The organism is Sediminicoccus sp. BL-A-41-H5 (genome assembly GCF_050632405.1).
GTDB lineage: Bacteria > Pseudomonadota > Alphaproteobacteria > Acetobacterales > Acetobacteraceae > Roseococcus.
Genome location: NZ_CP192601.1, coordinates 2,382,993 through 2,409,526, shown reverse-complemented (window position 1 = coordinate 2,409,526; position 26,534 = coordinate 2,382,993). Strand labels below are relative to the sequence as shown.

Sequence of the window (26,534 nt, the reverse complement as noted above, 5' to 3'; positions counted from 1 at the left end):
GGGCCTAGCCCTTGGGCGCGGGCAGCTGGCCCGCGATGCGCTGCGCCTCGCGCCCCGGCAGCCGGGTCAGCGCCGCGCGCCCGCCGGCGGCGAAGACGGCCACGGCGCGCAGCAGCGCGCGCAAGGCCTCGGCGCTGGCGGCATCGAAGGGCGCCCAGGCTCCGCCCGAGAGCTTGGCGATCTGGCGGAAGCCGAGCTCCGCCACGCGGTCATTCCCCTCCTGGAAGCAGAAGATGGGCGTGCCGTGCAGGCCCAATTGCCCGGCCAGGTGGCAGATCGGGTCCACCGCCTCCTCCAGCGCGTCGCCCACCAGGACCAGGGCGTTCACGCGCTCGGCCTTGGTTTCGCGCAGCGCATGTTCCAGCACGCGCAGCACCTGGGTCTGGCCGCCCAGGACGGTGACGCCGGACATGCGGCGCGCGAGTTCCGCCGTATCGCTCAGGAAGGGTGTGGCCGCGAATTCCATGTAGCCGCGCCAATAGGCGAGCTGGACGGCGAGGCCGCCGAGATCCCGCGTGGCGGAGAACATCTCGGATTGCAGGTGGCAGGCCGTGTCCCAGGCGGGCTGGCGCGAGGCGGTGGCATCCACCGCGAAGATCAGCCGGCCGCGCCGGGCGGAGACGGGGCGCACGGCCGGCATCGCCGCCACCTTGGCGAGGAAGGCGGCGACGGCGGCATTGCTGGGCTTGGCCGGAAGCTGGCTCATGCACCTCAGATGGGCCGTGCGCGCCGGTTTCGCCAGGGGCGCTTGCGCCGCTCCGCGGCGGGCTTTGCAAAGGCCGCTGGCGCGGGGCCGGAGGGCCGCGCTAGCCTTGCGTCATGCGCAAGATCCTTCTGCTCGCCCTCCTCAGCCTCGCGCCTGGCCTGGCCCGCGCGCAGGAGCCTGCCGCCGTCACGCAACTCCGCCGCATGCTGGGCCCGGATGTGACACTGACCTTCGACCGCGCGACCGCGACGGATGTCGCCGGCAGCGCCGTGCTGAACGGCGCCGTGCTGCGCCGGCGCGAGGAGACGATCCGCATCACCGAGGCGCGGCTGGAGGGCTTGCGCGAGGACGGCATCGCCCGCCTCTCCCTGCGCGGCGTGGCGCTGGAGGGCGGCGATCTGCCGCTGACGCTGGACCGTCTGGACCTGGAGGGCGTGACCGTGCCACGCCCCGCCGCCGGCAAGACACTGATGCCCCATGATGTGCGGGTGGATCTGCTGCGGCTGGAGGGCTGGCGCAGCGCGGGCGATGTGCCGGTGAACATCGGCGCCATCGCCATCGAGAATTTCGGTGGTGGCCGCACCGGCCAGGCGAGCCTGACCGCGATCGAGGTGCGTGCGGGCATGGGCATCGCGGATCGCCTGACCATCGCGCGCGTCGCCTATGCCGGGCTGGACGCGGCGGATCTGCTGACGGCCAGCATCGAGCAGCGCGCGCCGCGCTGGGAGGCGGGGCGGCAGAGCCTGGAGATCGAGGGCGTGGCCCTCAACCAGGGCGGCGAAGCGGTGGCGCGGCTCTCCGGGCTCACGCTGCGCGGCGAGATCGCGGCGGACCGCGCCCATTCGGGCGAGGTGGCGCTGCGCGGGCTGGAAGTGATGCCGGCGCCGCCGCATGCCGAATGGATGGAGCGCCTGGGCTACTCCACCGTAGCGGCCGAGGCGCGGCTGCGCGGCGCGCATGACGTGCAGCGCCAGCTGTTGGAGCTGCGCGAACTGGACATCGAACTGCGGGACGTGGGCGAGCTGCACCTGGATTTCCGCGCCGACCGCGTGCCCGAGGGCATGGGGGTGGCGACGGCACCGAATGCGCGGCTGCTCGGTGCCCGGCTGCGCTACGCCGATCTCTCGCTGTTCCGCCGCTGGGTGGCGACGCAAGCCGCGCAGGAGCGGATCAGCGAGGCGGTGCTGCGCCGGCGCCTGACCGAGCAATCGGCCGCCCTGCTGCCCGGCCCGGCGCTGGCCGAGGCGCGGGCGGCGCTGGCGCGCTTCATCCGCGGCGAGGCGACGGTGCTGGAACTGGCCGCCCGGCCACGCGCGCCGTTGGCCTTCTCCATGGTCACGGCCAAGCCGCAATCCAGCCTGGAGGGCTGGCGGGACATGTTCGGGCTGAGCCTCACCGCCCGCTAAGCGCGGGCTAGCCCGCCCCGAACATCGCCAGCACGGCGGCGATCGCCAGCATCTGCACGAGATTGGCAAGGACGGAGAGCCTGTGCATCCGGTCGAACTCGCGCTTGGCCGCCGCATCGCCGGCCTGGGCGAGGTCGGAGGCGCGGTTGATGCGGATCATCAGAACTTGGCGCAGCCAGAAGGTGAGGCCGGCCGAGGCCGCCATGATGCCCGCCGCCTCATTTGCCAGCGGAAACAGCGCCACGGCGGCGGCGGCCGAGCAGGCCAGCACCCAGAGGTAGTAGTTGGGGAAGAGGGCGCGGATGAAGCGCCCCGCATGTTCGAAGGGCAGCTTGGTGAAGACCATGGGCGCCACCACGGCGGCGAAGAACACCATGCCGCCCAGGGCGAGCGAGAGCGAGAAGAGCGCGATGAGCGCGAGCGTCGTTTCCATGGCCGCCACCTGGGGTGATTCATGAAAAGAAAAAGGGCGCGCCCCTTCCGGAAGCGCGCCCCTGATTCAGAACCCGTAAGGGCTCAATAACGATACGCCTCGGCCTTGAAGGGGCCCGAGGCCGGCACGCCGATATAGCTCGCCTGGTCGGCGCGCAGCTTGGTCAGCTTGGCGCCCACCTTCTCGAGGTGCAGCATCGCCACCTTCTCGTCCAGGTGCTTGGGCAGCACGTAGACCTTCTTCTCGTAGGCGCCCGGCTTCGTCCAGAGCTCGATCTGCGCGAGGGTCTGGTTGGTGAAGCTGGCCGACATCACGAAGGAGGGGTGGCCCGTCGCATTGCCGAGGTTCACGAGGCGGCCCTCGGAGAGCAGGATGATGCGCTTGCCGTCGGGGAACTCGATCTCGTCCACCTGCGGCTTCACATTGTCCCACTTGTAGTTGCGCAGCGCGGCGACCTGGATTTCGCTGTCGAAGTGGCCGATGTTGCAGACGATGGCGCGGTGCTTCATCGCGCGCATGTGGTCGGCGGTGATCACGTCCACATTGCCCGTCGCCGTCACGAAGATGTCGGCGCGCGGCGCGGCATCTTCCATGGTGACGACCTCATAGCCCTCCATCGCGGCCTGCAGCGCGCAGATCGGGTCGATCTCCGTCACCTGCACGCGGCAGCCGGCATTGCGGAGCGAGGCGGCGGAGCCCTTCCCCACATCGCCATAGCCGCAGACGACGGCGACCTTGCCGGCCATCATCACGTCCGTGCCGCGGCGGATGGCGTCCACCAGCGACTCGCGGCAGCCATAGAGGTTGTCGAACTTCGACTTGGTGACGCTGTCATTCACGTTGATGGCGGGGAAGAGCAGCTTGCCCTCCTTCGCCATGTTGTAGAGGCGGTGAACGCCCGTCGTCGTCTCCTCGGAGACGCCCTTGATCGCCTTGGCGAGCTTGGCGAACCAGCCCGGCTTCTCGGCCAGGCACTTCTTGATCAGCGCGAAGAAGACGGTCTCTTCCTCGTTCGTCGCCTTCTCCAGGAAGGCCACGTCGCCCTGCTCGGCGCGCAGGCCGTAATGGACCAGCAGCGTCATGTCGCCGCCATCGTCCAGCAGCATGTTGGGCTCGCCGCCATCACCCCATTCGAGGGTCTTGCGGACATAGTCCCAGTATTCCTCCAGCGTCTCGCCCTTCTTGGCGAAGACCGGCACGCCCGCGGCGGCGATGGCGGCGGCGGCGTGGTCCTGCGTCGAGAAGATGTTGCAGGAGGACCAGCGGACATCGGCGCCCAGCGCCGTCAGCGTCTCGATCAGCACGCCGGTCTGGATGGTCATGTGCAGGCAGCCGGCGATGCGGGCGCCCTTGAGCGGCTGCGAGGAGCCGTATTCCGCACGGGTCGCCATCAGGCCGGGCATCTCGTCCTCGGCCATGTTGAGCTCCTTGCGGCCCCAATCGGCGAGCGAGAGATCCTTGACGATGTATTCAGCGGCGACCGGCATGCGGTGCTCCTCATCTGGCAGTGTTCGGGTGCGGCGGGCCGTAGCATGGCCCGCCCCCGCTGCCTAGAGGCATAAGGATATCTTTATGCCTTCTTACTCCAGCCGCGTGCCGGAGACCCGCACCAGCTCCGCATGCCGCCGGATCTCGGAATCCAGCAGCGTCGTCAGCCGGTCCGGCGCGCCGCCGATGATATCGAGGCCCTGGGCGGTGAAGCGCGCCCGGCTCTCCGGCTCGGCCAGGATCTCGTTCACCAGGGCGTTCAGCGCCTGGACGATGGGCGCGGGCGTGCCCTTGGGCAGCATCAGGCAGAACCAGCTGCCGAATTCCATGCCGGGCATGCCCAGCTCCGCCATGGTCGGCACATCCGGCAGCACGGCGGAGCGCTGGTCGCTGAGCACCGCGATCGGCGTCACCTGCCCCGCCCGCACCTGGGGCGCGGCCCCCGTGACCAGGTTGAACATCACCTGGATGCGGCCCGTGAACAGGTCCGTGAAGCCCTGCTGGATGCCGGCATAGGGGATATGGACCATCTCCGTCCCCGTCGCCTGGCGGTACAGTTCCCCCGCCAGATGCATGGAGCTGCCATTGCCGGAGGAGCCGAAGGAAAGCCGCCCCGGATTGGCCCGCACATAGGCGGTGAAAGCCGCGAGGTCGCGGATGCCGAGGCTGTTGTTCACCACCAGGATGTTCGGGACATTGCCCAGCAGGATCACCGGCTCGAAATCGCGCTGCGGGTTGAAGGCGAGGTCGCGATACAGCGCGGGGCTGGTGGCCATGGTGCCGGCCCAGGTGAAGAGGATGGTGTGCCCATCGGGGGCCGAGCGCGCGGCCGCCGTGGCGCCCACATTGCCGTTGGCGCCCGGGCGGTTGTCCACCAGCGTGCGCTGCGGCAGGCGCTTGTCCATCTCCTGCGCCAGGATGCGGGCCAGGGTATCCGCCGTGCCCGCGCCGCCGGCGGCGGGCAGGATGATGCGCAGCGGCCGCTCGGGCCAGCCGGCGGGGAGCGTGACATTGGCAAGGGAAGTGCCACTGGGGACCACGCCAGGCATTGCGGCGAGACCGGTGAGCATGAGGCGGCGCGACGGAAAGGGCATGGCGGATGAAATCCCCTGGGATGATGGCGAATTCATGGGGGGAGGCCATCTTTCCGCAGATCCGCGCCCGGCGCCACATGGACAGCGCACCGGGCGGGTGACACCATCATTTCCGCAATGCAGCAAAGTGGCGCCGCATGAACCAGATCATCCCGAAAGGCCCCCCCTTGGGTCTCGCCCGGCACGAGGCGCAGGTGGCGCGGGACCTCGAGACGCTGAACCTCCCGCCCCGCAACTGGGTGCCGCCGCTGGCGCGGGACGGCGTGGCGGTGCGGGATGTGGTGGTGATCGGCGCCGGCATGAACGGCATCGCGGCCGCAGGCGCGCTCATCTTCAAGGGCATCCGCAACATCGCCGTGCTGGAGGAAAGCGCGCCGGGCCATGAAGGCCCCTGGGTGACGACGGCGCGGATGGACACGCTGCGCTCGCCCAAGACGCTGCCCGGCCCCTGCTTCGGCCTCCCCTCGCTCACCTTCCGCGCCTGGTACGAGGCGAGCTTCGGCACCGAGGCCTGGGAGGCGCTCTACAAGATCCACAACGCCACCTGGCAGGATTACCTGAGCTGGCTGCAGCGCGTGCTCGGCCTGCCCATCACCCATGGCGTGCGCGTGACGCGCATCAGCCCGGCCGAGGGCCTGCTGCGGCTGGCGCTGTCCGATGGCCGGAGCCTCCTCGCCCGCCGCGTCGTGATGGCGACCGGCCGCGCCGGCGCGGGCGGGCTGCACATGCCGGACTTCGTGGCGAAGGACCTGTTACCGGACCTGGCCGCGCTGGCCCCGACACCCATCGATTTCCAGGCGTTGCGCGGCAAGAGCCTCGGCCTGATCGGCGGCGGCGCCTCCGCCTGGGACAATGCGGCGACGGCGCTGGAGCGCGGCGCGGCCGAGGCCCACATGTATGTGCGCCGCGCCACCCTGCCGCAGATCAACAAGGGCCGCGGCAGCGCCGGCCCCGCCTTCCACATGGGCTGGGATGCACTCAGCCTGGAGGAACGCTGGAACCTCATCGTCTACATGCATGACGCCCAGGCGCCGCCCCCGCATGAGACGGTGCATCGCGCGCTGAAGCTGCCCGGCTTCCACATCCACCTCTCCAGCCCGACCCGGGCCGCGCGGCGCGGCGGGAAGAGCGTGATCATCGAGCTGGCGGATCGCGAGGTCACGCATGACTTCCTGATCGTCGGCACCGGCTTCGTGGTGGATATGGACCGCGTGCCGGAGCTCACGGATTTCGCGCCCCATATCGCCCGTTGGCAGGACCGCTACACCCCGCCCGAGGCGCTGCGCCGGCCTGAGATGGCGGCCTTCCCCTTCCTCGGCCCCGGGCTGGAGCTGCTGCCGCGGGATGCCGCGGCCCCGCCGGAGCTCGGGCTGATCCACCTGATGAATTATGGCGCGCACGCCACCCATGGCGGCATCGCGAGCGACATCCCGGGCGTTATGGTGGCGGGCGAGAAGGTCTCCACCGCGATCCTGCGCCATCTGTTCCAGGCCGAGATCGGCGCGCTGCGGCGCGAGCTGGAGGCCTTCGACGAGCCGGAGCTGGAAGGCACGCCCTTCTTCGTGCCGCGATAACAAGAGGAAGTGTCCATGCGGGATCTCATTGACGAGTTGGCGGGCATCGCGCCCGGCAGCAGGTTGGACGGGCTGCGCGCGCTGCGCCCCGATGTGCGCGGCAGCCTTGCCGGCTACGAGGCCGCGATCTTCCAGGGCGAGAGCGGGCTTACCGCCGCCGAGCGGCACGCGGTGGCGCGCCATGTGGCCGAGCTGAACGCGGAAGCGGCGCTGGCCATCCATCATCAGGCCCGCGCCGGGGATTCGCCGCGTCTGCCCGTGCTGCTCGACTACGCGACGCTGATCACGCGCACGCCGGACCGCGCCTCGCCCGAGGCGATCGAGACGCTGATGGCCGCGGGCCTCGCGCCGCGCGATGTGGTGATGCTCGGCCAGCTCATCGCGCATGTGAACATGCAGGCCCGGCTGCTGGCCGGCCTTCGCCTTTTGGAGGCGTGACCATGAAAAGCACTCACGATTTCGGCTTCCCCATGCAGAGCCTGAACTGGAAGGCCTGGGCGCCCGTTCTCGACATCGCCAAGGCCACGCCGGACGAGATCAAGGTGCTGGAGGAGAGCCACGCGAAAGCCAAGGAGAACCCCTACTACCTGCTGCTGGTACAGGAGGCGGAGGTGCTGCGCCAGCGCTCCAAGCTCTTCAACACCATCATGTATGGCCCGCGCGGTGCCTCCCGCGCCGAACGCGAATTGGCCGCCACCGCCGAATCCCGCCTGAACGGCTGCCCCTATTGCGCCAGCGTGCATGCGCTGCGCTACGTGCAGATGAAGGGCGATGCCGATCTGATGCAGCGCCTGATGAAGGATGGCGTGGAGGTCGAGATGCCGCCCCGCCCGCGCGCCATCGTGGATTTCTCCGTCAAGCTCGCGGCCACGCCCTCCGCCGCCACGAAGGAGGACGTGCAGCGCCTGCGCGACCAGGGGATGGAGGATGTGGAGATCCTCGACATCATCCTCTCGGTCGCCATGTTCGCCAACGCCAACCGCCTGATGCAGACGCTGGGCGAGGCGGTGATGCCGTGAACGAACTCACTCAGATCGCGCATCGCGTCCTGCCCGCCGGCCATTTCGGCAATCTCGCGAGCGACCTCGCCATGGTGCGCGGCGAGGGCGCGCATGTCTGGGACAGCGAGGGCCGCGAATACATCGACTACCTGCTGGGCTCCGGCCCCATGTTCGTGGGCCATGCGCATCCGGACGTCACGGCGGCGGTGATGGCGCAGGTGCCGCTCGGCACCACCTTCTTCGCCAACAACCCGGCCGGCATCCAGCTCGCCGCGCGCATCGTGGATGCGATGGCCTGCGCCGACCAGATCCGCTTCGTCAGCTCCGGCTCCGAGGCGGACATGTATGCGATGCGCCTGGCGCGCGCCTTCCGCGGGCGGGAGAAGATCCTGAAGTTCGAGGGCGGCTATCACGGCATGAGCGACCACGGGCTGATGAGCCTCTCGCCCAAGCGCCCGGCCAATTTCCCGACCGCCATCCCTGACAGCGCCGGCATCCCCGCCCGCGTGCGGGACGACATGCTGGTGGCGCCCTACAACGATGCCGCGCATGCGGTGGCGCTGATCGAAGCGCATCACGATGAGTTGGGCGGCGTCATCGTCGAGCCCTTCCAGCGCCTGCTGCCACCCGCGCCCGGCTTCCTGGAGGCGCTGCGCGAGGTGACGGCGCGCTTCGGCATCCCGCTCATCTTCGACGAGGTCGTGACCGGCTTCCGCTTCGCCTATGGCGGCGCGCAGGAATATTATGGCGTGACGCCGGACATCTGCACGCTCGGCAAGATCATCGGCGGCGGCTTCCCGCTCGCCGCCATCGCGGGCCGCGCCGACATCATGGCGCATTTCGACCGCGGGCGCGTCGGCGATGACGGCTTCCTGATGCAGGTGGGCACGCTCTCGGGCAATCCCATCGCCTCGGTCGCGGGCCTCGCCACGCTCGACATCCTGGCCCGCCCCGGCGCCTATGAGGGCGCCTTCGCCACGGGCCGCAGCCTGATGGAGGGGCTGACGCGCATGCTGCGCGATGCCGGGCTGCCCGGTCAGGTGGTGGGCGAGCCGGTGCTCTTCGACGTGGTCTTCGCGGAGGGCGAGATCCGCAACTATCGCGACATGCAGCGGGCCGATGCGAAGCTGGCCGGCCATTTCAACCGGCACCTCCGTGAGGCCGGCATCCTGAAGGGCGACAGCAAGTACTACATCTCGCTCGCGCACACGCCGGAGGATGTCGCGGCGACGCTCGACGCCTTCGCGGGGGCGATCCGCACTCTTTGATGGGATGCAGGGACCGCGAAAACCACGCAGGTTTTCGCCCCTGCCGGGGAGTGTGAGGGGCAGCGCCCCTCACTTCAGCAATTCGGCGAGCAGCGGATTGGGAAACCGCCGGCTCCGCGTGATCGCATAAAAGCCCTCCACCAGCCCCGGCACGCGGCAGCGCTCCACCAGCAGGCCCGAGCGCAGCTCGTCGCGCACCACCACGGGCGGCACCAGCGCGACACCCGGGCTTTCGCGCGCGAGCAGGCGCAGCATCGCCATGTCATCCACCTCGGCCAGGATGGTGGGGCGGATGCCGGCCTGGTCCATCAGCAAATCGAAGCCCGCGCGGATCGAGCTGCCGAGCGCGGGCAGCAGGATCGGCGTCTCGCGCAGGTCGTCGGGGAAGCGGAAGGCCGGCGCGCGCCGGGGCTTGCGGCCGACCAGGCTCACCGGCTGCTCATCCAGCAGGCGGCTGGTCCAGTCCTTCTCCGCATCGCGCGCGACCGGCGCGTTGGAGAGCACGGCATCCAATGTGAGTGCGTCGAGCTGCGCCAGCAGGTCGCGCAGATGGCCTGAATGGACCACCAGCTCCACATCGCCGCGTCCGATCAGCGGGCGCAGCAATTCGAGCTGGAAGTTGCGGGAGAGGGTGGTGATGGCGCCGATGCGCAGCACGCGCCGCGCGCCGGGGCCGCGGCCCTGCAGCGTGTCCAGCAGCTCATCGCCGGTGCGGAAGATGGTCTCGGCATGGTCGAGCGCGATGCGCCCGGCCTCCGTGAGTTCCAGCCGTTTGCCCACGCGCGTGAAGAGCTTCTGGCCGAGCTGCGCCTCCAGCGCCGAGAGCTGGGTGGAGAGTGCCGATTGCGCGACATTGAGGCGCTGCGCCGCGCGCGTCAGCCCGCCCTCGCGCGCGATGGCCCAGAAATAGCGCAGGTGGTGGTAGTTCAGGCCGGCCATGGATCATTCTCCTGAACCGAACGATACCATCCAATCTTTGAATTTTCCAGAAGCATTGCATCCAGTTAACGAGAGCCCCGTCTGCTTTCGGAGTCCTCCCGCATGCCCTGGATCGCCGCCCTGGCGCCACTCCTGCTCGTCCTCGCCGCCGCCCTGCCGGGCGATTCGCGACGCCACGTCGTCCTCGCCGCCATGGGCGCCTTCGCGGCCGCCGCCACGGTGGCGCTCGCCCTGATGTTCAACGGCGGCGCCAGCGGCTTCCTCGTGCATCTCGACGCCGTCTCGGGTGTCATGTTCCTGCTGGTGGCCTTCATCGGCCTGATCGTCACGCTCTACAGCCGGCGCTATCTGGATGGCGATCCGGGCCAGGCGCGCTTCTTCCGCTGGCTGGGCTATACGCTGGCCGCGGTGCTGGCGCTCACCATCTCGGGCAACCTGCTCTTCTTCGCCGCCGCCTGGGTGGCCACCAGCATGTGCCTGCATCGGCTGCTGGTCTTCTACCCCGAGCGGCATGGCGCGCAGCTCGCCGCCCGCAAGAAATTCGTGGCCAGCCGGTTGGGCGATGTCGCGCTGATCGCGGCGCTGCTGCTCATCCTCGGCCGCTTCGGCACGCTCGAATTCGGCGAGATCTTCGCCGCGACGCGCCTGCTCTCGGGCAGCGATGATCCGGGTATCGCCATCCACCTCGCCGCCGTGCTCATCGCCTTCGCGGCCGTGGTGAAATCCGCGCAATTCCCGCTGCATGGCTGGCTGCCCGAGGTGATGGAGACGCCGACGCCGGTCTCCGCCCTGCTGCATGCGGGCATCATCAATGCCGGCGGCTTCCTCGTCGTCCGCATGGCGGATCTGGTCGCGCTCTCGGCCCAGGCGCTGGACCTGCTGCTGGTGGTGGGGGCCGCGACGGCCATCTTCGGTGCGGCGGTGATGCTGACGCAGACCAGCGTGAAGGTGGCGCTCGCCTGGTCCACCGTCGCGCAGATGGGCTTCATGATCCTGCAATGCGGCCTCGGCGCCTTCGCCGCCGCCATGCTGCACATCGTGGCGCATGCCATGTACAAGGCGCACGCCTTCCTCTCCGCCGGCTCCGTCATCACCGAGCGCAAGCCCGGCGCGCAGCCGCCGCTGCCGTTGCGCATGCTCATCCCCGCACTGGGCGCGGCCGTGCTGATGGTGCTGGTGGTGGGCGCGCTTTTCGGCATGCCCTTCCTGGAGAAGCCGGGCGTCGCCGTGCTCGGCGCGACCCTGATGATGGGCCTGACGCCCATGCTGGCCGGCGCGCTGATGGCGCGCGATGAGGCGCGCTTCGTGGCGGTGCGCGTCGGCGGCTTCGCGCTCGCCGTCTGCGTCGCCTACTTCGCGTTGCAGGCGGGTGCCGAATGGCTGCTGGCCGCGGCCCTGCCGGAGCAGACCGTGCCGCGCGGGCCCTTCGCCCTCTTCTGGGCCGGCCTGACGGTCTTCGCCTTCGCCACGCTGCTGGTGCTGAACGTGCTGCGCCGGCGTGGCCAGCCAGGGCCCGGGCTGCAGGCCTTCTACGTCCATCTCTTCAACGGGTTCTACGTCAATGCCTGGTGCAACCGCCTGGTGGCGAGGCACTGGCCGCTCAAGCAGGGAGGCGTGTGATGACTATGATGATCACCCAGTTGCGGCAGGCCGCGAACCGCATCGCGCCCGTCTGGCCACTCGCCGATTTCGTCGCGGTGAACCCCTTCCTCGGCCTCGCCGAGCTGCCCTTCGGCGAGGCCCAGGCGATGCTCGGCCAGGTCAGCGGCCGCCCCGCCCTGCCGGAGCGCGGCCTCTTCGCCGCGGCCATCGCGCGGGGCCGGATCACCGAGGCCGACCTCGCCGCAGCCATCGCGGCGGCGGGCGCGAGCATCACGCCGGAGGAACTGCGCGCCATCGCGCAGCAGCCGCGCCCGGCCGCCCCCGTCTCCCCTGCCGCGATGACGGTGAGCGATGTGCTGGACTCCACGCTCGGCACGGGCTGGACGCGCCTCGCCACCGAGGAGATCGCGAAATGGCTCGCCGCCTGGGCCGATGACGGCCAGGCGAGCTGGGCCATGCCCTGGCGCGGCCAGCCACTCTACGCCGCCTGGCGGGCCGCCGCGAAGCATGACCGCGCGCCGGAGGTGGCGGGGCTGACGGGCTTTCGCGCCCTCATCGCGACGCTCCCGGCCGATGCGGCGGAAAGCAGCGCGGCGAGCCTCGCGGCGCTCGGCATTGTCTCGCCCGCCGCCTATCTGCACCGCGCGCTGATCGGCCTCGCCGGCTGGGGCGCCACGCTCAGGCAGCGCGGCTGGCTGAACGAGCTGGGCGGCGAGGCGAATGACGGTGTGATCGAGCTTCTCGCCATCCGCCTCGCCTGGGAGCAGGCGCTGCACGCGCATCACACGCAGCCCGCCTTCCACGCGGCCTGGCAGGAGCGCCTCATGGCGCCACCGGCCGAAGCGCCGGACCTCACGGCCGATCTCCTGCTGCTCGACGCCTATGAGCGCGGCTACCGGCGCGAACTGGGCGGCAAGCTCGCGCAGCGCAAGGCGCGCAGCGCGCCCGCGCCGCTGGTGCAGGCCGCCTTCTGCATCGATGTCCGCTCGGAAGTCTATCGCCGCGCGCTGGAGGAGGTGACGCTGCAGGCCGAGACCATCGGCTTCGCCGGCTTCTTCGGCTTCGCCCTGGAATATGTGCGCCTGGGCGATACGAAGGGCGCCGAGCAATGCCCCGTGCTGCTCAAGCCCGGCCTGCTCATCTGCGAGGCGGTGCAGGGCGCGAGTCCGGAGGAGGAGGCGCAGATCGCGGCCCAGCGCGGCCTGAAGCGCCGCGCGGCGGATCTCTGGAACAACTTCCGCAACTCCGCCGTCTCCTCCTTCGCCTATGTCGAGACGGCGGGCTTTCTCGCCGCGCCCGCGCTGGTGCGCGGCACGCTCGGCAAGCGGGAACCCCTTGCGGCCGATGGCCTCGATCCCGCGCTGCTCGGCCGCCTCGGGCCCACCCTGGAGGCGCGGCCCTGGCAGTCCCGCGCGCATGGCTTCGCCAGCGAGAAGCGGTTGGATGCGGCGGAGGGCGTGCTGCGCGCGCTCTCGCTCACGCATGATTTCGCGCCGATCGTGCTGCTCGCCGGCCATGGCAGCAGCACGGTGAACAACCCGCATGCGGCCGGCCTCGATTGCGGCGCCTGCGGCGGCCATACGGGCGAGAGCAATGCGCGCGTCGCGGCCGCCGTGCTGAATGACCCCGCGGTGCGCGCGGGCCTCGCGCCGCGCGGCATCGTGATCCCGCCCGCCACGCGCTTCGTGGCCGCGCTGCATGACACGACGACGGACGAGGTCGCGCTCTATGACGCCGACATGACGGACCCCAACATACGCCAGCTGCGCGGCTGGCTGGACGAGGCGTCCCGTCGGGCGCGGCGTTTCCGGGCCGGCAGCCTCGGCATCAGCGGCGCGCCGGATGCCGCCATCGCGCGGCGCAGCACGGACTGGTCCGAGGTGCGGCCGGAATGGGGGCTGGTGAACAACGCCGCCTTCATCGTCGCACCCCGCAGCCGCACCCAGGGGCTCGACCTCGGCGGGCGGAGCTTCCTGCATTCCTATGCCTGGCAGGAGGACAAGGGCTTCGGCGTGCTGGAGCTGATCATGACGGCGCCCATGGTCGTCGCGAACTGGATCAACCTCCAGTATTACGGCTCGACGGTGGACAATGCCGCGATGGGAAGCGGCAACAAGGTGCTGCACAACGTCACCGGCCGCTTCGGCGTGCTGGAGGGGCAGGGGGGCGACCTTCGCACCGGCCTGCCGATGCAGTCCCTGCATGACGGCGCGTCCTGGCGGCATGAGCCGATGCGCCTGCACGTCGTGATCGAGGCGCCGGAAGACGCGATGGAAGACATCCTCCGGAAGCATGCCGGCGTACGGCAGCTGGTGGAAAATGGCTGGCTGCACCTCTTCTCGCTGGAGGGCGAGAGCGGCGCGATGCGGCGCTACCACGGCCCCGGCCGCTGGCTGGCGGAGTAGGATTGGCGCCCCCGGGGCCGCTTGCCCCGGGGGGCGGTGCGGGGCATAGGCAGCGGCACCCATGCCGGCCTCGCTCCTCCTCACCCATCTCTTGCTGGTCCTGCCGCTGGTGGGTCTGTCCGCGCTGATCGTCCGCGCGATGATCCGCTGGCCGATCCTGGACGTGCCCAATGCGCGCAGCGCGCATAGCGTCGTCACGCCCCGCGGCGGCGGCCTCGGCCCCGTGCTGGCCTTCGTGGTGGGCATGCTGGCGCTCTACCAGATGGCGGATTTCGCGCGCATCGCGGAGCGCCAGTTCATCGGCGTGATCCTCGCCGCCATCGCCATCGCGGCCGTCGGCCTGGTGGATGACATGCGCGACCTTTCGGCCCGGCTGCGCCTGGCCTGCCAGTTCGGCGCCGCGATGGTGGCGGTGCTGAGCGGCCTGGTGCTGCACCGCCTCTCCTTGCCCGGGATTGGCGTGGTGGAGCTGAGCTTCCTGGGCACGCTCATCACGCTCTTCTGGATCATGGGCTGCACCAATGCGGTGAACTTCATGGACGGGCTGGACGGGCTGGTGGCGGGGACAGTGGTCATCGCCTGCGCGGCGCTGGCCGCCATCGCGCTCAGCCTCGGCGGCGGCTTCATCTACGCGGCGTCGCTCTTCATGGTCGCCGGCTTCCTGGGCTTCCTGCCCTTCAACCTGCACCGCGCGCGCATCTTCATGGGCGATGTGGGCAGCCAGTTCGCGGGCTTCATGCTGGCCGTGCTCGGCGTCGCCGCCGCCGGCTTCGAGCAGAGCCAGGTGAGCTTCCTCATCGTGCCGCTTCTGATCTTCGGCCTGCTCTTCGATGCCGGCTTCACCCTGCTGCGCCGCGCCCTGATGGGCGAGCGGGTGGCGGCCGCGCACCGCACGCACCTCTATCAGATGGCGCAGCGCGCGGGCGTGCCGGTGCGCGTGGTGGCGGGCGTGCATTGGGGCTTCACGCTCTTCCATGCGGGCCTGGCCGTCTGGTTCCTCAATGTCCCGGCCGAGATGAAGCCCTGGGTGGGCGCGCCCGCGCTCGCCATGCAGCTGCTCTGGGCGGGCTATGTGATGCATCGCATGCGCCGCGCGGGTCTCGGCTGGCGCGGCTGAGGATTCATGCCTTAGCCTGCCCCCCCACGACGCGGAGGGTTCAAGGCATGGCAGAAACGATTTCCCCGAAGGCGACCCATCCGCTCGATCCGCTGACGCCGGAGGAGATCCGCCGCGCCTCGGCCGCGGTCCGCGCCGCGCATGACCTGGGTGCCGGCATGATGTTCGAGACCATCATGCTGGAGGAGCCGGCCAAGGCGGAACTGGCCGCGGTGGAGACCTGCCCCCGCATCGCCTTCGTCTGCGCCTTCGATCGCACGGATGGCCGCGTCTTCGAGGCGCGGGTGGACCTCCGGGCCGATCGCGTCCTGTCCTGGACGCCGCGGCCCGGCGTGCGCCCGCGCATCCTCTTCGACGACATCCTGCTGGTCGGCCGCGTCGCCCGTGCCGATCCGCGCTTCCTGGCCGCACTCGCGCGGCGTGGCATCACCGATGTGGACCTCGTACAGGTGGACCCCTGGTCCGCCGGCAATTACGGCCTGCCGGACGAGGAAGGGCGCCGCCTCTCCCACACCTTCTGCTGGCTCCGCACCAGCCCCGATGACAATGCCTATGCCCACCCGATCGAGGGCCTTTGCGCCGTCATCGACCTCGACCGTGCCGAGGTGCTGCGCGTGGATGATTACGGCGCCGCCCCCGTCCCGATGGGCGACCGCAACTACGCGGCGAAGTTCCGCGATAGCTTCCGCACCGACATCAAGGCGCTCGACATCACCCAGCCCGAGGGGCCGAGCTTCACCGTCACGGGCAACGAGGTGCAGTGGCAGAAATGGTGCTTCCGCGTCGGCTTCAACGCGCGCGAGGGGCTGACGCTCCATGCCATCACCTATGCGGGCCGCCCCGTGATGCATCGCGCGGCCCTCTCGGAAATGGTGGTGCCCTACGCCCATCCCGGCGGCGGCCATTTCCGCAAGAACGCCTTCGATGTCGGCGAATACGGCTTCGGCGTGCTGGCCAATTCGCTCACGCTCGGCTGCGACTGCCTGGGCGCCATCCGCTACTTCGACGCCTGGCTGAATGACAGCAAGGGCGACCCCTATCGCATCGAGAACGCCATCTGCCTGCATGAGGAGGATCACGGCATCCTCTGGAAGCACACGGACCTGTTCACCGGGAAGGTGGAGGTGCGGCGCGCAAGGCGGTTGGTGATCTCCTCCATCTCCACCATCGGCAATTACGAATACGGGCTCTTCTGGTACTTCCACATGGATGGCTCCATCCATTTCGAGGTGAAGGCCACCGGCATCATGAACACGGCCACGCTGATGCCGGGCGAGCAGCCGCGCTTCGGCACCATGGTGGCGCCTGGCGTCTATGCGCAGCTGCACCAGCATGTCTTCAACATGCGGCTCGACATGGATGTGGACGGAACGGCGAACCGCGTGGTGGAGCTGGACACGGTGGCTCTCCCCATGGGCGCGGAAAACCCCCACGGCAACGCCTTCCTGGTCGAGGAGAAGGTTCTGGCGCGCGAGAGCGAGGCGCAGCGCATGGCCAATTTCAACACCTGCCGCAGCTGGCGCATCGAGAGCACGACGGCGCGCAACGAGATGGGCGCGCCCACCGCCTACCGCCTGCTGGCGCGCGACGTGCTGCCCACCTTCTCCCACCCCGAGGCCATGGTGACGCGCCGCGCCGGCTTCATGACGCGGCACCTCTGGGTCACGGCCTTCGACGGCGAGGAACTCTTCGCCGCCGGCCGCTATCCGAACCAGAGCGCAGGCGGCGACGGCCTGCCGGCCTATGTCGCGGCGGACCGCCCCCTGGACGGCGAGGATGTGGTGATCTGGCACAGCTTCGGCCTGCACCATATCCCGCGCCCCGAGGATTTCCCGGTGCAGCCCGTCATCACCTGCGGCTTCACCCTGCACCCGGACGGATTCTTCGACGAGAACCCCGCGCTGGACGTTCCGCCCTCGATGAGCAAGACGAGCTGCTGCGCCGGCTGAGGCGATTGCATGACGCTCCGGGGCCAGCGACACTCGGCCCCGGGGAGAACCATGAATGACCAGCCCGGGCAGTATCGAGACCCGCTATTCCTGGGTGATCGCGGGCGCCACGCTGGCCATGCTCTCGCTGGCCGCGGGCGGGCCGATGACGGTGGTGATCGGCCTCGTTCCCATCGCCGAGACGCTGGGCTCCGGCCGTTCGCTCCCCTCGCTCGCCACCTCGCTCGCCTATTTCGGCACAGGCATCGGCGGCGTGCTCTGCGGGCTGCTGGCCGGCCGCTTCGGGCAGCGCTTCGTGGCCATGATGGGCGGTGTCGCGATCCTGGCGGGCCTGGCGCTGGCCTCCATGGCCGAGCCCTGGTCCCTGCTGCTGGGCATCGGCCTCGGCGTCGGCCTCTTCGGCAATGGCGCGCTGTTCCCGCCGATGCTGGCCTATGTCTCGCTCTGGTTCGACAAGCGGCGCGGCACGGCGCTGGCGCTCGTCTCCTCCGGCCAATACATCGCGGGCTTCGTCTGGCCGAGCGTCTTCGAGCGCAGCATCGCGATCTTCGGCTGGCAGCGCACCATGCTGGTCTATGGCGTGCTGGCCTCGGCCGTCATCGTGGCGACGGCCGCGCTCCTGCTGCGCCCGCCCCCGGTGCAACCGAGCGGCCCGGGCACCCTGCGCGCCGTGCCGGGCGCGAAGGTGCTGGGGATGTCGCCCAACCTGGCGCTGGGGCTGATCGCCTTCGCCAGCTTCCTCTGCTGCATTCCGATGGCCATGCCGGCGGCGCATCTTGTCGCCTTCTGCGGCGATCTCGGCATCGCCACGTCGCGCGGTGCGGCCATGCTCTCCGTGCTGCTGCTGGCGGCCTTCCTCTCGCGGCAATTCTGGGGCTGGCTGTCGGACCGGCTGGGCGGGCTCTGGACCGTGTTGCTGGGCGGGCTGGCGCAGACCATCGGCATGATGGGCTTCCTGGTGACCCAGGACGAGGCCGGGCTGTTCTTCGCCGCTGCCGCCTATGGCCTGGGCTTCGCTGGCCTGGTGCCCGCCTATGTGCTGGCGGTGCGCGAGCTGTTCCCCGCGTTGGAGGTGACGTGGCGCGTGCCGGCGCTGCTGCTGTGCAGCCTCTCCGGCATGGCCTTCGGGGCCTGGCTGGCGGGCGTGATCTATGACGCGGTGGGCTTCTACGCCGCCGCCTGGTGGGCGGGCATCGGCTTCAACATCGTGCAGCTCGCGCTGGTGGGCTGGCTGATCGCGCGGATGCGGCGCGTTGCGGAAGCGTGAAATGCCGGCCGCCCTGAAGCACCCCGCGCGCCTTGTTCCCCTGGCCTTCCTGCTGGTCATCGCGCTCGGCACCACGCTGCTCATGCTGCCCATCGCGCGCGCGGGCGATGGCGGCGCGCCCTTCGTCATCGCGCTGTTCACCGCCACCTCGGCGCTCTGCGTCACCGGCCTCATCGTCACCGACACCGCGACCTACTGGACCGCCTTCGGGCATGTCGTGATCCTCGTGCTGGTGCAGGTGGGCGGCTTCGGCATCATGAGCGCGGCCACGCTGCTCAGCATGCTGGTCACGCGGCGCCTGCGCCTCAGCACGCGGCTGACCGCCCAGGCGGAGAGCCGCGCGCTGGCACTCGGCGACGTGGCCGCCGTCCTGCGCCTCGTGGCCGCCGTGGCCATCGTCGCGCAGGCCGCGATCGCCGCGACGCTCGCCCTCCGGCTGCGCCTCACCCATGGCGAGCCCTGGGACGACGCGCTCTGGAACGGCCTCTTCCACGCCATCTCGGCCTTCAACAATGCCGGCTTCTCGACCTGGTCCGAGGGCATGGCCCGCTTCGCGCTCGACCCCATCATGCTCCTGCCGGTCATGCTGGGCGTGCTGCTGGGCGGCACCGGCATGCCCGTCATCTACGATATCCGCCGTGCGCCACGGCAGCCCCGGCGCTGGTCGCTGCACACCAAGCTGACGCTGGTCGGCACCGCCCTGCTGCTGCCGCTCGGCTGGGCGGCGACGCTGCTCTACGAATGGGGCAACCCCGCGACGCTGGGCGCGCTCGACCCCGCGATGCGGGTGCTGCATGCGGGCTTCCATGCGGTGATGATGCGCTCGGGCGGCTTCAATACGGTGGATGTCGGTCAGATGACCGACCAGACGCTGGGCGTCAGCTCCGCCCTGATGCTGATCGGCGGGGGCAGCGCGGGCACGGCGGGCGGCATCAAGATCACCACCTTCGTCATCATGCTGTTGCTCATCCTGGCCGAGGTGAGGGGCGAGCCTGACAGCGTCGCCTTCGGCCGCCGCGTCTCGCCCGAGGTGCAGCGCCAGGCGGTCACCGTCGTTCTGCTGGCGGTCGGCATGGTCGGCCTCGGCACGCTGCTGCTGCTGAGCCTGGCGGAGGTTCACCTGCGCGACGCGATGTTCGAGGTGATCTCCGCCTTCGCCACCGTGGGGCTTTCCACCGGCATCACGGGGCAATTGCCGCCATCGGGCCAGCTGCTGCTCGTCGTGTTGATGTTCGTGGGCCGCGTCGGCACCATCACGGTGGCGACAGCCCTGGCCCTGCGCGGCCGCCGCAATCCCTTCCGCTATCCAGAGGAGCGCCCCATCGTTGGCTGAGGATCATTCGGACAACGGCGTCGTCGTCATCGGCCTCGGGCGCTTCGGCGGCGCGGTGGCGGAATCCCTGGTGCGCCTCGGCCATGAGGTGCTGGCGATCGACCAGAACGGGGAGCTGGTGCAGGCCTGGTCGGAGCGGCTGACGCATGTGGTGCAGGCCGACACGACGGACAGCGAGACGCTGCGCCGGCTGGGCGTGCAGGAATTCGGCCGCGCCGTCGTCGGCATCGGCACCGACCTCGAGGCGAGCGTGCTGACGGTGCTGGCCCTGGCCGAACTGGGTGTGCGGGACATCTGGGCCAAGGCGCTCGGCCCCAAGCATGGCCGCATCCTGGAGCGCACGGGCGCGCATCACGTCATCTACCCTGAAGCCGAGATGGGCGAGCGCGTGGCCCACCTCGTCACCGGGCGCATGATGGACTTCATCGAATTCGATGACGGCTTCGCCATCGTGAAGACGCGCGCCCCGCGCGAGGCGGTGGGGCGCACCTTGGAGGAATGCCGGCTGCGCTCGAAATACGGCGTCACCGTCGTCGGCGTGAAGAGCCCGCGGATGGACTTCGCCCATGCCCAGCCCGGCACCATCATCGCCCGCGACGACCTGCTGATCGTCTGCGGGCCGACGAAGCTGGTGGAGACCTTCGCGGCGCAGACCTGAGGGGCCCGAGCCTGATCGCCTCTGGCCACCTGGCATAGGCGTGAATCAGCCTCGCAGTGCCGAGCCTGATCGCCCTTGGCCCTTCGCCAAGGGCGTGAATCAGCCTCGCAACACGCTTACAGCGCCTGCAGGCGGTCGTATTGCGCGCGCGTCCAGCCCACATTCTCGTTGTGCAGCGGCACGCAGGCGGCGCGGAAGGCGGCGCGGTCGGGCTGCTGCACCGTCTTGCCCTGGGCGCGGAACCAGGCGGCCAGCTCCTGCTCCTGCGTGCGGATCGCCGCGCCGCAGCGATCGGCGGCCTGGGCCAGCACCTCGCGGAAGATGCCGCGCTCATTCTCGTTCAGGCGCCGCATGGTGCCGCCGCCGATGATGGTCAGCAGGCTGTCCGTGATGTGGCCGGTGAGCGAGATATGGCTCTGCACCTCGAAGAACTTCTTGGCCTGGATGGTGGGCAGCGGGTTCTCCTGCGCGTCCACCGTGCCGTTCTGCAGGGCCAGATAGACCTCGGCGAAGGCGATGGGCGTGGCGTTGGCGCCGACCGCGCGCGCGAACATGAGGAAGGAGGGCGCCTGGGGGACGCGCAGCTTGAGGCCGCGCATGTCGCCGGGCTGCATGACGCTGCGGTTCGCCGTCACCATGCGGTCCCCGTAATAGGTGAGTGCCACGGCGTGATGGTTGGTCTGCCGGTCATAGCCGGCCACCAGCTCGCGATGCAGGTCGCTCGCGCGATAGGCCTGGAAATGCGCGTAGTCCCTGAGCGCATAGGGCGCGTGGCTGATGGCGATGGGGCGGAAGCTGGCGCCGGCGAAGGCGACGCCGGTGTAGATCATGTCCACCGTGCCCAGCGTCAGCGCCTGGTTGATCTGCGGCTCATTGCCCAGCGCCGAGGCGGCGAAGACCTCGATGTTCCAGCGGCCATTGGTGCGTTGCTGGATCTGCTGCGCGGCCCAGAGCGCCTCGGTGTGGTAGGGCTCGTTCACCTCATAGACATGCGCCCAGCGCAGGCGCGTGCCCTGGGCCAGGGCGGCATTGGCGATGAAGGGGGCGGTGAGGGCGGAGAGCCCCAGCGAGCGGCGGCTGATCATGGAAACTTCCTCGGTATGGTTTTTTCTGGACGGGATGCTGCGCGTTTTCATGCACCTTTCGCAACGGGAAATCGCGGGGCAGGATGCCCGGAACCAAAGGAGGAAGCTGCCATGGATGCCCCCGTGATCCGCCTGCATGAGGAAGACGGCGTTGTGATCGCCCGCCGCGCGCTGCCCGAGGGCACGCCCGTCGCGCCCAATGTGGTGGCGCGTGCGCGCATCCCGGCCGGGCACAAGGTGGCGGTGCGCGGCCATGCGCCGGGGCAGGAGATCCGCCGCTACGGGCAGATCATCGGCTTCGCGACCCAGCCCATCGCGCCCGGGGAATGGGTGCACACGCAGAACTGCGCCATGGGCGATTTCGCGCGCGACTATGCCTGGGGCGTGGATGCGAAGCCGACCGAACCCGCCGCCGTGCCCGAGCATTTCATGGGCATCCGCCGCGCCGACGGGAAGATCGCCACGCGCAACTACATCGGCATCATCACCAGCGTGAACTGCTCGGCCCATGTGGCGGACCTGATCGCGCGCAGCTTCACGCGGAACCCCTTCACCGACGGGCCGGACCCGCTGGCGGAGTTCGGCGCGGTGGATGGCGTGGTGGCGCTGACGCACAAGACCGGCTGCGGCATGACGGAGGGCGAGCCGCTGCGCGTGCTGCGCCGCGTGCTGGCCGGCTTCGCGCGCCACCCGAATTTCTCCCACGTCATCGCCATCGGGCTGGGCTGCGAGGTGAACCAGCTGGGCGGGTTGCTGGAGGAGCAGCGCCTGGCCGGCCGGCTGCGCACGCTGAACATCCAGGAGAGCGGCGGCACGCGGCGCACGGTGGAGGCCGGGATTTCCTTCGTGAAGGAGGTGCTGGGCGAGGCCAATGCCGTGAAGCGTGAGCCGGTGCCGGCCAGCGCGCTGAAGGTGGCGCTGCAATGCGGCGGCTCGGACGGGTATTCGGGCATCACCGCCAACCCGGCGCTGGGGGCGGCGAGCGACCTGGTGGTGCGGCATGGGGGGACGGTGATCCTCTCCGAAAGCCCCGAGACCTATGGGGCGGAACACCTGCTGACGCGCCGCGCCGTCTCGCCCGAGGTGGGGCAGAAGCTGGTGGATGTGATGCATTGGTGGGAGGAGTACACGGCGCGCGAAGGGGCGGAGATGAACGCCAACCCCTCGCCCGGGAACAAGGCGGGCGGGCTGACCACCATCCTGGAAAAGTCGCTCGGCGCCATGGCCAAGGCGGGGACGACGAATCTGGTGGATGTGGTGCGCTATGCCGAGCCGGTGACGGCGCCGGGCTTCGTCTTCATGGACACGCCGGGCTACGACCCGGTGGGGGCGACGGGCCAGGTGGCCGGCGGGGCGAATTTGATGTGCTTCACCACCGGGCGCGGCAGCGTCTTCGGCTGCAAGCCCGCGCCCTCGCTCAAGCTCGCCACCAACACCGCCATGTTCCAGCACATGGAGGAGGACATGGACATCAATTGCGGGACGGTGCTGGACGGGAGCGAGAGCGTTTCCGAGTGCGGCGAACGCATCTTCCGGCATATGCTGGCGACGGCCAGCGGGGCGCCGACCAAGAGCGAGGCGCTGGGGTTTGGCGATGCGGAGTTCGCGCCTTGGGTGTTGGGGGCGACGATGTAAGCAGAGTCACAACAAAAAATATATTGACGAATATAAATTCTTCTCCTTTCATCCCTTGATGAGCCAGATCGAATTTACTTACTCTTATAAGCCTATCGACGGCAGTCACGAATTGAGTGCCTACGATGCATCGCAAGCTCTTTACGGTATTGCGCGTAGTCTTGCTATAACTTCGCACTATGTCATTCACAATAAAGTTATAAAACAGGCTCCATCCTTGCGTGGAGCGCAAGTTTTTATTCGGCCGCCTAAGGCAGGTAGCTTTGAATTCGTGGCGCCTGTCGTAGAGTTAATTGCAGGTGGGCAGGCCGCGGGTGCAGTAGGTGCCTCGACATTTTCTATAAATTACCTGTCTGATCTGACTCGCTATCTCTATCGCCGAGCAACCGGTTTAGCAGAGATTATTGAAACGCAGCAGCTGAGAGATTTGCTTAGAAGAAGACCTGGCGATGTCGATGCTCTTTCAGAGGCAATTATTGAAGATGTTGTTAGGCTTCATCGCCCAGTAGGTCGCAAAGTACCATCCTTCAATGTATACGATCCAACTCGACAGATTGGAAATTTTGACAAAGAAACGCAGGATTACGCAAACACAAAGGTCGTTGATAATAACATTGAAGAATATTCAGGAAATGTGTCTTCCTTTAATGTGAACGAGACTACAGGTCGATTTTATATAACAAAAGAAGAGAGAACTGTAGCATTTCAAATAAGTAAAAAAGTTCAGATTCCTCGCGAGCAGCGTCAGTTATTGTCTTGGAGTCTTTCTGAGTATGACAATGCGCGTAATGGATACATTATCTTACGCGGAAGGAGCTTAAAATCAAGGCAGGGCCTTCTAAAGACTATCTTTGTTACAGAAATTTTGGAGCCTCCTGATTAGTGTAAACGTTTTGTTTTTTCCCATTCACTCTTCAGAAGAATTAATGATAAATCTTCTATATCAAAGCGATATGTGTTCGCAATATCTATGTTTTCTTTGGTGTACCTGTTCGTGTTAGATGTTATTTTTATCATTTCGTCGATCTTTTCAAGCAGCTCTGATACGATTTTTTCTTTCGGATTTAACTTCAGTCTAATCAGTGTTGCTGCTAAATTTGCCTTTCCAACATCAGATTTATAGATTTTCTTTAATTCTTCTATTTCTTCGTTTTTTGCGTCATTTTTAATGGCCTCAGCAATTTCTATTCTTTGATGGATTAATGAGTATTGGGTTTCGCTAAATGTGGCAATGTCTTTTCTCAATTCTTCGATCCATTTCACCCTATTTTGCGAAACAAGAGTGGATTTAATTTGATTTTTGGCAATCCTGTATGCTACAAATGGGCCAACAATGCCTGAAATTAGCGCTGTTAATGCTGATACGATACCTGTGAATGCTAGTAGTAAATCTTTATGTTCCATCAGTTGTTTCAGCATCGTTTGATCTTCCAGTTTCAAGGCCGTACATCTATTGCTTAGATATATCTTATTGACATCGAGCGCACACATAAAATGAGTAGTATGCTCACCGTCCTCGAACCCGAATCCCTCTACCCCGACACGCTACTGGAGCAGCGCGTGATGGGCTCCACCATCCGCATCCTCCAGGGCCAGGCCAAGAAGGCGCTGATGGAGCTGCCGGATGAGCTTTGCGCCCAGGCCGATGGCCTTACGACGCTGCGCCTGGCCATGCCGAAGGAGGCACTGGCGCGTTTCCCCAAGCTCAAGGTTGTGATCCGCATGAGCGTGGGCTATGGCCGCCAGCAACTGTCGGATACGGCCGTCACCCGCTCGCTTGCCGCCTGATGCGAGTGCCGCCTTGTACCGCCCCGAATACGCCGCCGCTCTGAACCTCCTGGCCCGTGCCTGCGCCATGTTGAAGCGGCGCGGCCTGGCACTTCCCATCCTCGTCGGCGGCGCGGTGGTGGAATTTGACACAGCCGGCCAAATCCACTCCGGCGATTTCGATCTGGTCAGCGTGGCCGATGGGGAACTCAGCGAAGCCCTCCTCGCTGTCGGCTTCCTCACGGAGGACCGCCCCGGCATCAAGCGCGGCGGCTTCTACCACCCCACCCTGCCCATCGGCGTCGAATTCGTTTCCGGCGGATATTTCGAGGGCCAGGCCGACCGTCAGCGCATCCGCGTCATTCCCTTTGCCGAGGGCGAAGTGCTCATGGCCGCGACAGAGGATCTGATCGCGGACCGCCTCGGCCAATGGATCGCCTCCGACCGCCGGGACACCGAATTGCTGATCCAGGCCCAGACGATGTTTCATATCGCGGAGAGCATCGCGACCGATTATCTTGACCAGCGCATCCGGCAGGATACCGCCGGAAACCTGACGCTGGCGGAGTTCCTGAGCCTTGGCCCTGAAGCGCATCACCCTTGAGGAGCGCGCCGCGCAGATCGCGGCCAAGCTCGCTTCCGGCGTGCGCCTCCCGCCGCCCGAACTCATGCGCAACAGCGGCCGCCGCCGCACGCCCGAGAAGAAGGCCCTGCTCGAACGCATCGCCAAGAACCGCGAGAACCAGCCCGGCTAGGCACCCAGCCCCCCGCTGGCTAGCCTCGCCGGATGCAAGAACAACTCACCGTCCTCGAACCCGAATCCCTCTACCCCGACACGCTGCTGGAGCAGCGCGTGATGGGTCCCACCGTTCGCATCCTCCAGGGCCAAGCCAAAAAGGCGCTGATGGAGCTGCCGGATGAGCTTTGCGCCCAGGCCGATGGCCTGATGACGCTGCGCCTGGCCGTCCCGAAGGAGGCGCTGGCGCGTTTCCCTAAGCTCAAGGTCGTGATCCGCATGGGCGTGGGCTATGACCGCGTGGACCGTGCCTACTGCGCCGAGCGCGGCATCACCGTCTGCAACGTGCCCGACTATGGCACGCAGGAGGTGGCGGATACGGCGGTGACGCTCGCCGCCACGCTGCGCCGGGGCATTCCGCTCTATCATGACGCGATGCGCGGGCCCTCGCCCTGCGCCTGGGGCGTGATCCAGAACCCCATCGTCCGCCGCTTCGATGTGCAGACCTTCGGCGTGCTGGGCCTGGGCCGCATCGGCACCGCGGCGGCGCTGCGGGCCAAGGCGCTGGGCTTCCGCGTGGTGTTCTACGACCCCCATCTGCCGAACGGCGCCGACCGCGCGATCGGCGTGACGCGGCTGGAGAGCCTGGAGGCGCTGATGGAGGCGAGCGACGTGCTCTCCATCCACACGCCGCTCACGCGCAACACGCGCGGCCTGGTGGGGGCCGCGCAGCTCGCCCGGCTGAAGGAGGGGGCGGTGGTGATCAACACCGCGCGCGGCCCGATCCTCGACCTCGATGCGCTGGAGGCCGGGCTGCGTTCCGGCCGCATCGCCGCGGCGGGGCTGGACGTGCTGCCGGTGGAGCCTCCCGTGCCGGAGCCGCCCTTGCTGCAGGCCTATCGCGCTGGCGAGGATTGGCTGCGCGGCCGCCTGATCATCCTGCCCCACATCGCCTTCCACAGCCCCGAGGCCTGGGATGATATCCGCCTGAAGAGTGCGGAGACGATGCGCGACGTGTTGGTGCGCGGCCTCCGCACGAACGTGATCCCGCCCGAGAGTGATTGAATGAAG

The 26,534-nt window shown here is 68.1% G+C and carries 25 protein-coding genes; 18 read left to right on the top strand and 7 right to left on the bottom strand.

Going from position 1 to position 26,534, the window contains the following annotated elements:
- Positions 1–4 precede the first annotated feature (4 nt).
- Entirely contained in the window at positions 5–706 is a 702-nt protein-coding gene (locus ACQ860_RS11815) for a VWA domain-containing protein (protein WP_431303558.1), read from the bottom strand.
- 113 nt (positions 707–819) lie between these two features.
- Here ACQ860_RS11815 and ACQ860_RS11810 point away from each other — a divergent pair, with 113 nt between their 5' ends.
- Positions 820–2,112 carry a hypothetical protein gene (locus ACQ860_RS11810; RefSeq protein ID WP_431303557.1) on the top strand — a complete coding sequence of 431 codons (1,293 nt, stop codon included), beginning with the start codon at positions 820–822 and terminating at the stop codon, positions 2,110–2,112.
- A gap of 7 nt (positions 2,113–2,119) precedes the next feature.
- On the opposite strand, the gene ACQ860_RS11805 is transcribed toward ACQ860_RS11810, so the two are convergent.
- The 3 genes from ACQ860_RS11805 to ACQ860_RS11795 all read right to left on the bottom strand — a co-directional run bounded on the left by ACQ860_RS11805 (position 2,120) and on the right by ACQ860_RS11795 (position 5,082).
- Positions 2,120–2,545, bottom strand: coding sequence for a DUF4149 domain-containing protein (locus ACQ860_RS11805; protein WP_431303556.1), 426 nt, complete (start codon positions 2,543–2,545; stop codon positions 2,120–2,122).
- An 83-nt stretch (positions 2,546–2,628) separates the two neighbouring features.
- Positions 2,629–4,032: an adenosylhomocysteinase gene (ahcY, locus tag ACQ860_RS11800; protein WP_431303555.1), complete on the bottom strand. Its 1,404-nt coding sequence runs from the start codon at positions 4,030–4,032 to the stop codon at positions 2,629–2,631.
- Positions 4,033–4,125: 93 nt separating this feature from the next.
- Complete coding sequence (locus ACQ860_RS11795; RefSeq protein WP_431303554.1) at positions 4,126–5,082, bottom strand: Bug family tripartite tricarboxylate transporter substrate binding protein; 957 nt, start codon at positions 5,080–5,082, stop codon at positions 4,126–4,128.
- Positions 5,083–5,264: 182 nt separating this feature from the next.
- On the opposite strand from ACQ860_RS11795, the gene ACQ860_RS11790 reads away from it, so the two are divergent.
- The 4 genes from ACQ860_RS11790 to ACQ860_RS11775 are packed head-to-tail and all read left to right on the top strand — an operon-like array spanning position 5,265 to position 8,970.
- A complete protein-coding gene (locus ACQ860_RS11790; RefSeq protein ID WP_431303553.1) occupies positions 5,265–6,701 on the top strand; it encodes an NAD(P)-binding domain-containing protein in 1,437 nt (478 codons plus the stop codon).
- 15 nt (positions 6,702–6,716) lie between these two features.
- Positions 6,717–7,139 (top strand): hypothetical protein, encoded by a 423-nt coding sequence (locus ACQ860_RS11785; RefSeq protein ID WP_431303552.1) that lies wholly within the window; start codon positions 6,717–6,719, stop codon positions 7,137–7,139.
- Positions 7,140–7,141: 2 nt separating this feature from the next.
- Positions 7,142–7,720, top strand: coding sequence for a peroxidase-related enzyme (locus ACQ860_RS11780; protein WP_431303551.1), 579 nt, complete (start codon positions 7,142–7,144; stop codon positions 7,718–7,720).
- The gene (locus ACQ860_RS11775; protein ID WP_431303550.1) at positions 7,717–8,970 is read left to right on the top strand and encodes an aspartate aminotransferase family protein; all 1,254 of its coding nucleotides are present in this window, start codon (positions 7,717–7,719) and stop codon (positions 8,968–8,970) included. Before ACQ860_RS11780 ends, ACQ860_RS11775 begins: the two co-directional genes overlap by 4 nt.
- Positions 8,971–9,039: 69 nt before the next feature.
- Here ACQ860_RS11775 and ACQ860_RS11770 read toward each other — a convergent pair whose 3' ends face one another.
- The gene (locus ACQ860_RS11770; protein ID WP_431303549.1) at positions 9,040–9,909 is read right to left on the bottom strand and encodes a LysR family transcriptional regulator; all 870 of its coding nucleotides are present in this window, start codon (positions 9,907–9,909) and stop codon (positions 9,040–9,042) included.
- 102 nt (positions 9,910–10,011) lie between these two features.
- Between ACQ860_RS11770 and ACQ860_RS11765 the strand changes: the two genes are divergently transcribed.
- The 7 genes from ACQ860_RS11765 (at position 10,012) to ACQ860_RS11735 (ending at position 20,240) form a co-directional block, all read left to right on the top strand.
- Positions 10,012–11,529 carry an NADH-quinone oxidoreductase subunit L gene (locus tag ACQ860_RS11765; RefSeq protein ID WP_431303548.1) on the top strand — a complete coding sequence of 506 codons (1,518 nt, stop codon included), beginning with the start codon at positions 10,012–10,014 and terminating at the stop codon, positions 11,527–11,529.
- Positions 11,529–13,916 (top strand): YbcC family protein, encoded by a 2,388-nt coding sequence (locus ACQ860_RS11760; RefSeq protein WP_431303547.1) that lies wholly within the window; start codon positions 11,529–11,531, stop codon positions 13,914–13,916. The genes ACQ860_RS11765 and ACQ860_RS11760 overlap by 1 nt, the downstream gene beginning before the upstream one ends.
- A 61-nt stretch (positions 13,917–13,977) precedes the next feature.
- A complete protein-coding gene (locus tag ACQ860_RS11755; RefSeq protein ID WP_431303546.1) occupies positions 13,978–15,033 on the top strand; it encodes a glycosyltransferase family 4 protein in 1,056 nt (351 codons plus the stop codon).
- A gap of 47 nt (positions 15,034–15,080) precedes the next feature.
- On the top strand, positions 15,081–16,982 hold the full coding sequence (locus ACQ860_RS11750) for a primary-amine oxidase (protein WP_431303545.1): 1,902 nt from the start codon (positions 15,081–15,083) through the stop codon (positions 16,980–16,982).
- A gap of 55 nt (positions 16,983–17,037) precedes the next feature.
- Positions 17,038–18,249: an MFS transporter gene (locus ACQ860_RS11745; protein WP_431303544.1), complete on the top strand. Its 1,212-nt coding sequence runs from the start codon at positions 17,038–17,040 to the stop codon at positions 18,247–18,249.
- Between the two features lies 1 nt (position 18,250).
- The gene (locus tag ACQ860_RS11740) at positions 18,251–19,582 is read left to right on the top strand and encodes a TrkH family potassium uptake protein (RefSeq protein WP_431303543.1); all 1,332 of its coding nucleotides are present in this window, start codon (positions 18,251–18,253) and stop codon (positions 19,580–19,582) included.
- Positions 19,575–20,240: a potassium channel family protein gene (locus ACQ860_RS11735; protein WP_431303542.1), complete on the top strand. Its 666-nt coding sequence runs from the start codon at positions 19,575–19,577 to the stop codon at positions 20,238–20,240. Before ACQ860_RS11740 ends, ACQ860_RS11735 begins: the two co-directional genes overlap by 8 nt.
- Positions 20,241–20,356: 116 nt before the next feature.
- On the opposite strand, the gene ACQ860_RS11730 is transcribed toward ACQ860_RS11735, so the two are convergent.
- Positions 20,357–21,325: a sialic acid TRAP transporter substrate-binding protein SiaP gene (locus tag ACQ860_RS11730; protein WP_431303541.1), complete on the bottom strand. Its 969-nt coding sequence runs from the start codon at positions 21,323–21,325 to the stop codon at positions 20,357–20,359.
- Between the two features lie 111 nt (positions 21,326–21,436).
- Between ACQ860_RS11730 and ACQ860_RS11725 the strand changes: the two genes are divergently transcribed.
- Together ACQ860_RS11725 and ACQ860_RS11720 are read left to right on the top strand one after the other, a co-directional pair.
- The gene (locus ACQ860_RS11725; RefSeq protein ID WP_431303540.1) at positions 21,437–22,960 is read left to right on the top strand and encodes a UxaA family hydrolase; all 1,524 of its coding nucleotides are present in this window, start codon (positions 21,437–21,439) and stop codon (positions 22,958–22,960) included.
- Positions 22,961–23,018: 58 nt separating this feature from the next.
- Positions 23,019–23,843: a hypothetical protein gene (locus tag ACQ860_RS11720; protein WP_431303539.1), complete on the top strand. Its 825-nt coding sequence runs from the start codon at positions 23,019–23,021 to the stop codon at positions 23,841–23,843.
- On the opposite strand, the gene ACQ860_RS11715 is transcribed toward ACQ860_RS11720, so the two are convergent.
- A complete protein-coding gene (locus ACQ860_RS11715; RefSeq protein WP_431303538.1) occupies positions 23,840–24,379 on the bottom strand; it encodes a hypothetical protein in 540 nt (179 codons plus the stop codon). The genes ACQ860_RS11720 and ACQ860_RS11715 overlap by 4 nt on opposite strands.
- A gap of 84 nt (positions 24,380–24,463) precedes the next feature.
- On the opposite strand from ACQ860_RS11715, the gene ACQ860_RS11710 reads away from it, so the two are divergent.
- Genes ACQ860_RS11710 through ACQ860_RS11695 form a run of 4 tightly spaced genes read left to right on the top strand, consistent with a single transcriptional unit; the run spans position 24,464 to position 26,528 of the window.
- The gene (locus ACQ860_RS11710; protein ID WP_431303537.1) at positions 24,464–24,748 is read left to right on the top strand and encodes a hypothetical protein; all 285 of its coding nucleotides are present in this window, start codon (positions 24,464–24,466) and stop codon (positions 24,746–24,748) included.
- Positions 24,696–25,331, top strand: coding sequence for a hypothetical protein (locus ACQ860_RS11705; RefSeq protein WP_431303536.1), 636 nt, complete (start codon positions 24,696–24,698; stop codon positions 25,329–25,331). Before ACQ860_RS11710 ends, ACQ860_RS11705 begins: the two co-directional genes overlap by 53 nt.
- Positions 25,306–25,482 (top strand): hypothetical protein, encoded by a 177-nt coding sequence (locus ACQ860_RS11700; protein ID WP_431303535.1) that lies wholly within the window; start codon positions 25,306–25,308, stop codon positions 25,480–25,482. The genes ACQ860_RS11705 and ACQ860_RS11700 overlap by 26 nt, the downstream gene beginning before the upstream one ends.
- 32 nt (positions 25,483–25,514) lie before the next feature.
- Positions 25,515–26,528 (top strand): C-terminal binding protein, encoded by a 1,014-nt coding sequence (locus tag ACQ860_RS11695; protein ID WP_431303534.1) that lies wholly within the window; start codon positions 25,515–25,517, stop codon positions 26,526–26,528.
- Positions 26,529–26,534: the final 6 nt, after the last annotated feature.

Excerpts from the sequence above, each read along its gene's own strand:
- ACQ860_RS11790 (WP_431303553.1), top strand. The coding sequence starts at position 5,265 with ATGAACCAGATCATCCCGAAAGGCCCCCCCTTGGGTCTCGCCCGGCAC.
- ACQ860_RS11720 (WP_431303539.1), top strand. The coding sequence starts at position 23,019 with ATGAGCCAGATCGAATTTACTTACTCTTATAAGCCTATCGACGGCAGT.
- ACQ860_RS11755 (WP_431303546.1), top strand. The coding sequence starts at position 13,978 with ATGCCGGCCTCGCTCCTCCTCACCCATCTCTTGCTGGTCCTGCCGCTG.
- ACQ860_RS11695 (WP_431303534.1), top strand. The coding sequence starts at position 25,515 with ATGCAAGAACAACTCACCGTCCTCGAACCCGAATCCCTCTACCCCGAC.
- ACQ860_RS11730 (WP_431303541.1), bottom strand. The coding sequence starts at position 21,325 with ATGATCAGCCGCCGCTCGCTGGGGCTCTCCGCCCTCACCGCCCCCTTC.
- ACQ860_RS11745 (WP_431303544.1), top strand. The coding sequence starts at position 17,038 with ATGACCAGCCCGGGCAGTATCGAGACCCGCTATTCCTGGGTGATCGCG.
- ACQ860_RS11715 (WP_431303538.1), bottom strand. The coding sequence starts at position 24,379 with ATGCTGAAACAACTGATGGAACATAAAGATTTACTACTAGCATTCACA.
- ACQ860_RS11815 (WP_431303558.1), bottom strand. The coding sequence starts at position 706 with ATGAGCCAGCTTCCGGCCAAGCCCAGCAATGCCGCCGTCGCCGCCTTC.
- ACQ860_RS11810 (WP_431303557.1), top strand. The coding sequence starts at position 820 with ATGCGCAAGATCCTTCTGCTCGCCCTCCTCAGCCTCGCGCCTGGCCTG.
- ACQ860_RS11765 (WP_431303548.1), top strand. The coding sequence starts at position 10,012 with ATGCCCTGGATCGCCGCCCTGGCGCCACTCCTGCTCGTCCTCGCCGCC.
- ACQ860_RS11710 (WP_431303537.1), top strand. The coding sequence starts at position 24,464 with ATGCTCACCGTCCTCGAACCCGAATCCCTCTACCCCGACACGCTACTG.
- ACQ860_RS11805 (WP_431303556.1), bottom strand. The coding sequence starts at position 2,545 with ATGGAAACGACGCTCGCGCTCATCGCGCTCTTCTCGCTCTCGCTCGCC.
- ahcY (WP_431303555.1), bottom strand. The coding sequence starts at position 4,032 with ATGCCGGTCGCCGCTGAATACATCGTCAAGGATCTCTCGCTCGCCGAT.
- ACQ860_RS11780 (WP_431303551.1), top strand. The coding sequence starts at position 7,142 with ATGAAAAGCACTCACGATTTCGGCTTCCCCATGCAGAGCCTGAACTGG.
- ACQ860_RS11750 (WP_431303545.1), top strand. The coding sequence starts at position 15,081 with ATGGCAGAAACGATTTCCCCGAAGGCGACCCATCCGCTCGATCCGCTG.
- ACQ860_RS11795 (WP_431303554.1), bottom strand. The coding sequence starts at position 5,082 with ATGCCTGGCGTGGTCCCCAGTGGCACTTCCCTTGCCAATGTCACGCTC.
- ACQ860_RS11760 (WP_431303547.1), top strand. The coding sequence starts at position 11,529 with ATGACTATGATGATCACCCAGTTGCGGCAGGCCGCGAACCGCATCGCG.
- ACQ860_RS11785 (WP_431303552.1), top strand. The coding sequence starts at position 6,717 with ATGCGGGATCTCATTGACGAGTTGGCGGGCATCGCGCCCGGCAGCAGG.
- ACQ860_RS11705 (WP_431303536.1), top strand. The coding sequence starts at position 24,696 with ATGGCCGCCAGCAACTGTCGGATACGGCCGTCACCCGCTCGCTTGCCG.
- ACQ860_RS11725 (WP_431303540.1), top strand. The coding sequence starts at position 21,437 with ATGGATGCCCCCGTGATCCGCCTGCATGAGGAAGACGGCGTTGTGATC.
- ACQ860_RS11740 (WP_431303543.1), top strand. The coding sequence starts at position 18,251 with ATGCCGGCCGCCCTGAAGCACCCCGCGCGCCTTGTTCCCCTGGCCTTC.
- ACQ860_RS11770 (WP_431303549.1), bottom strand. The coding sequence starts at position 9,909 with ATGGCCGGCCTGAACTACCACCACCTGCGCTATTTCTGGGCCATCGCG.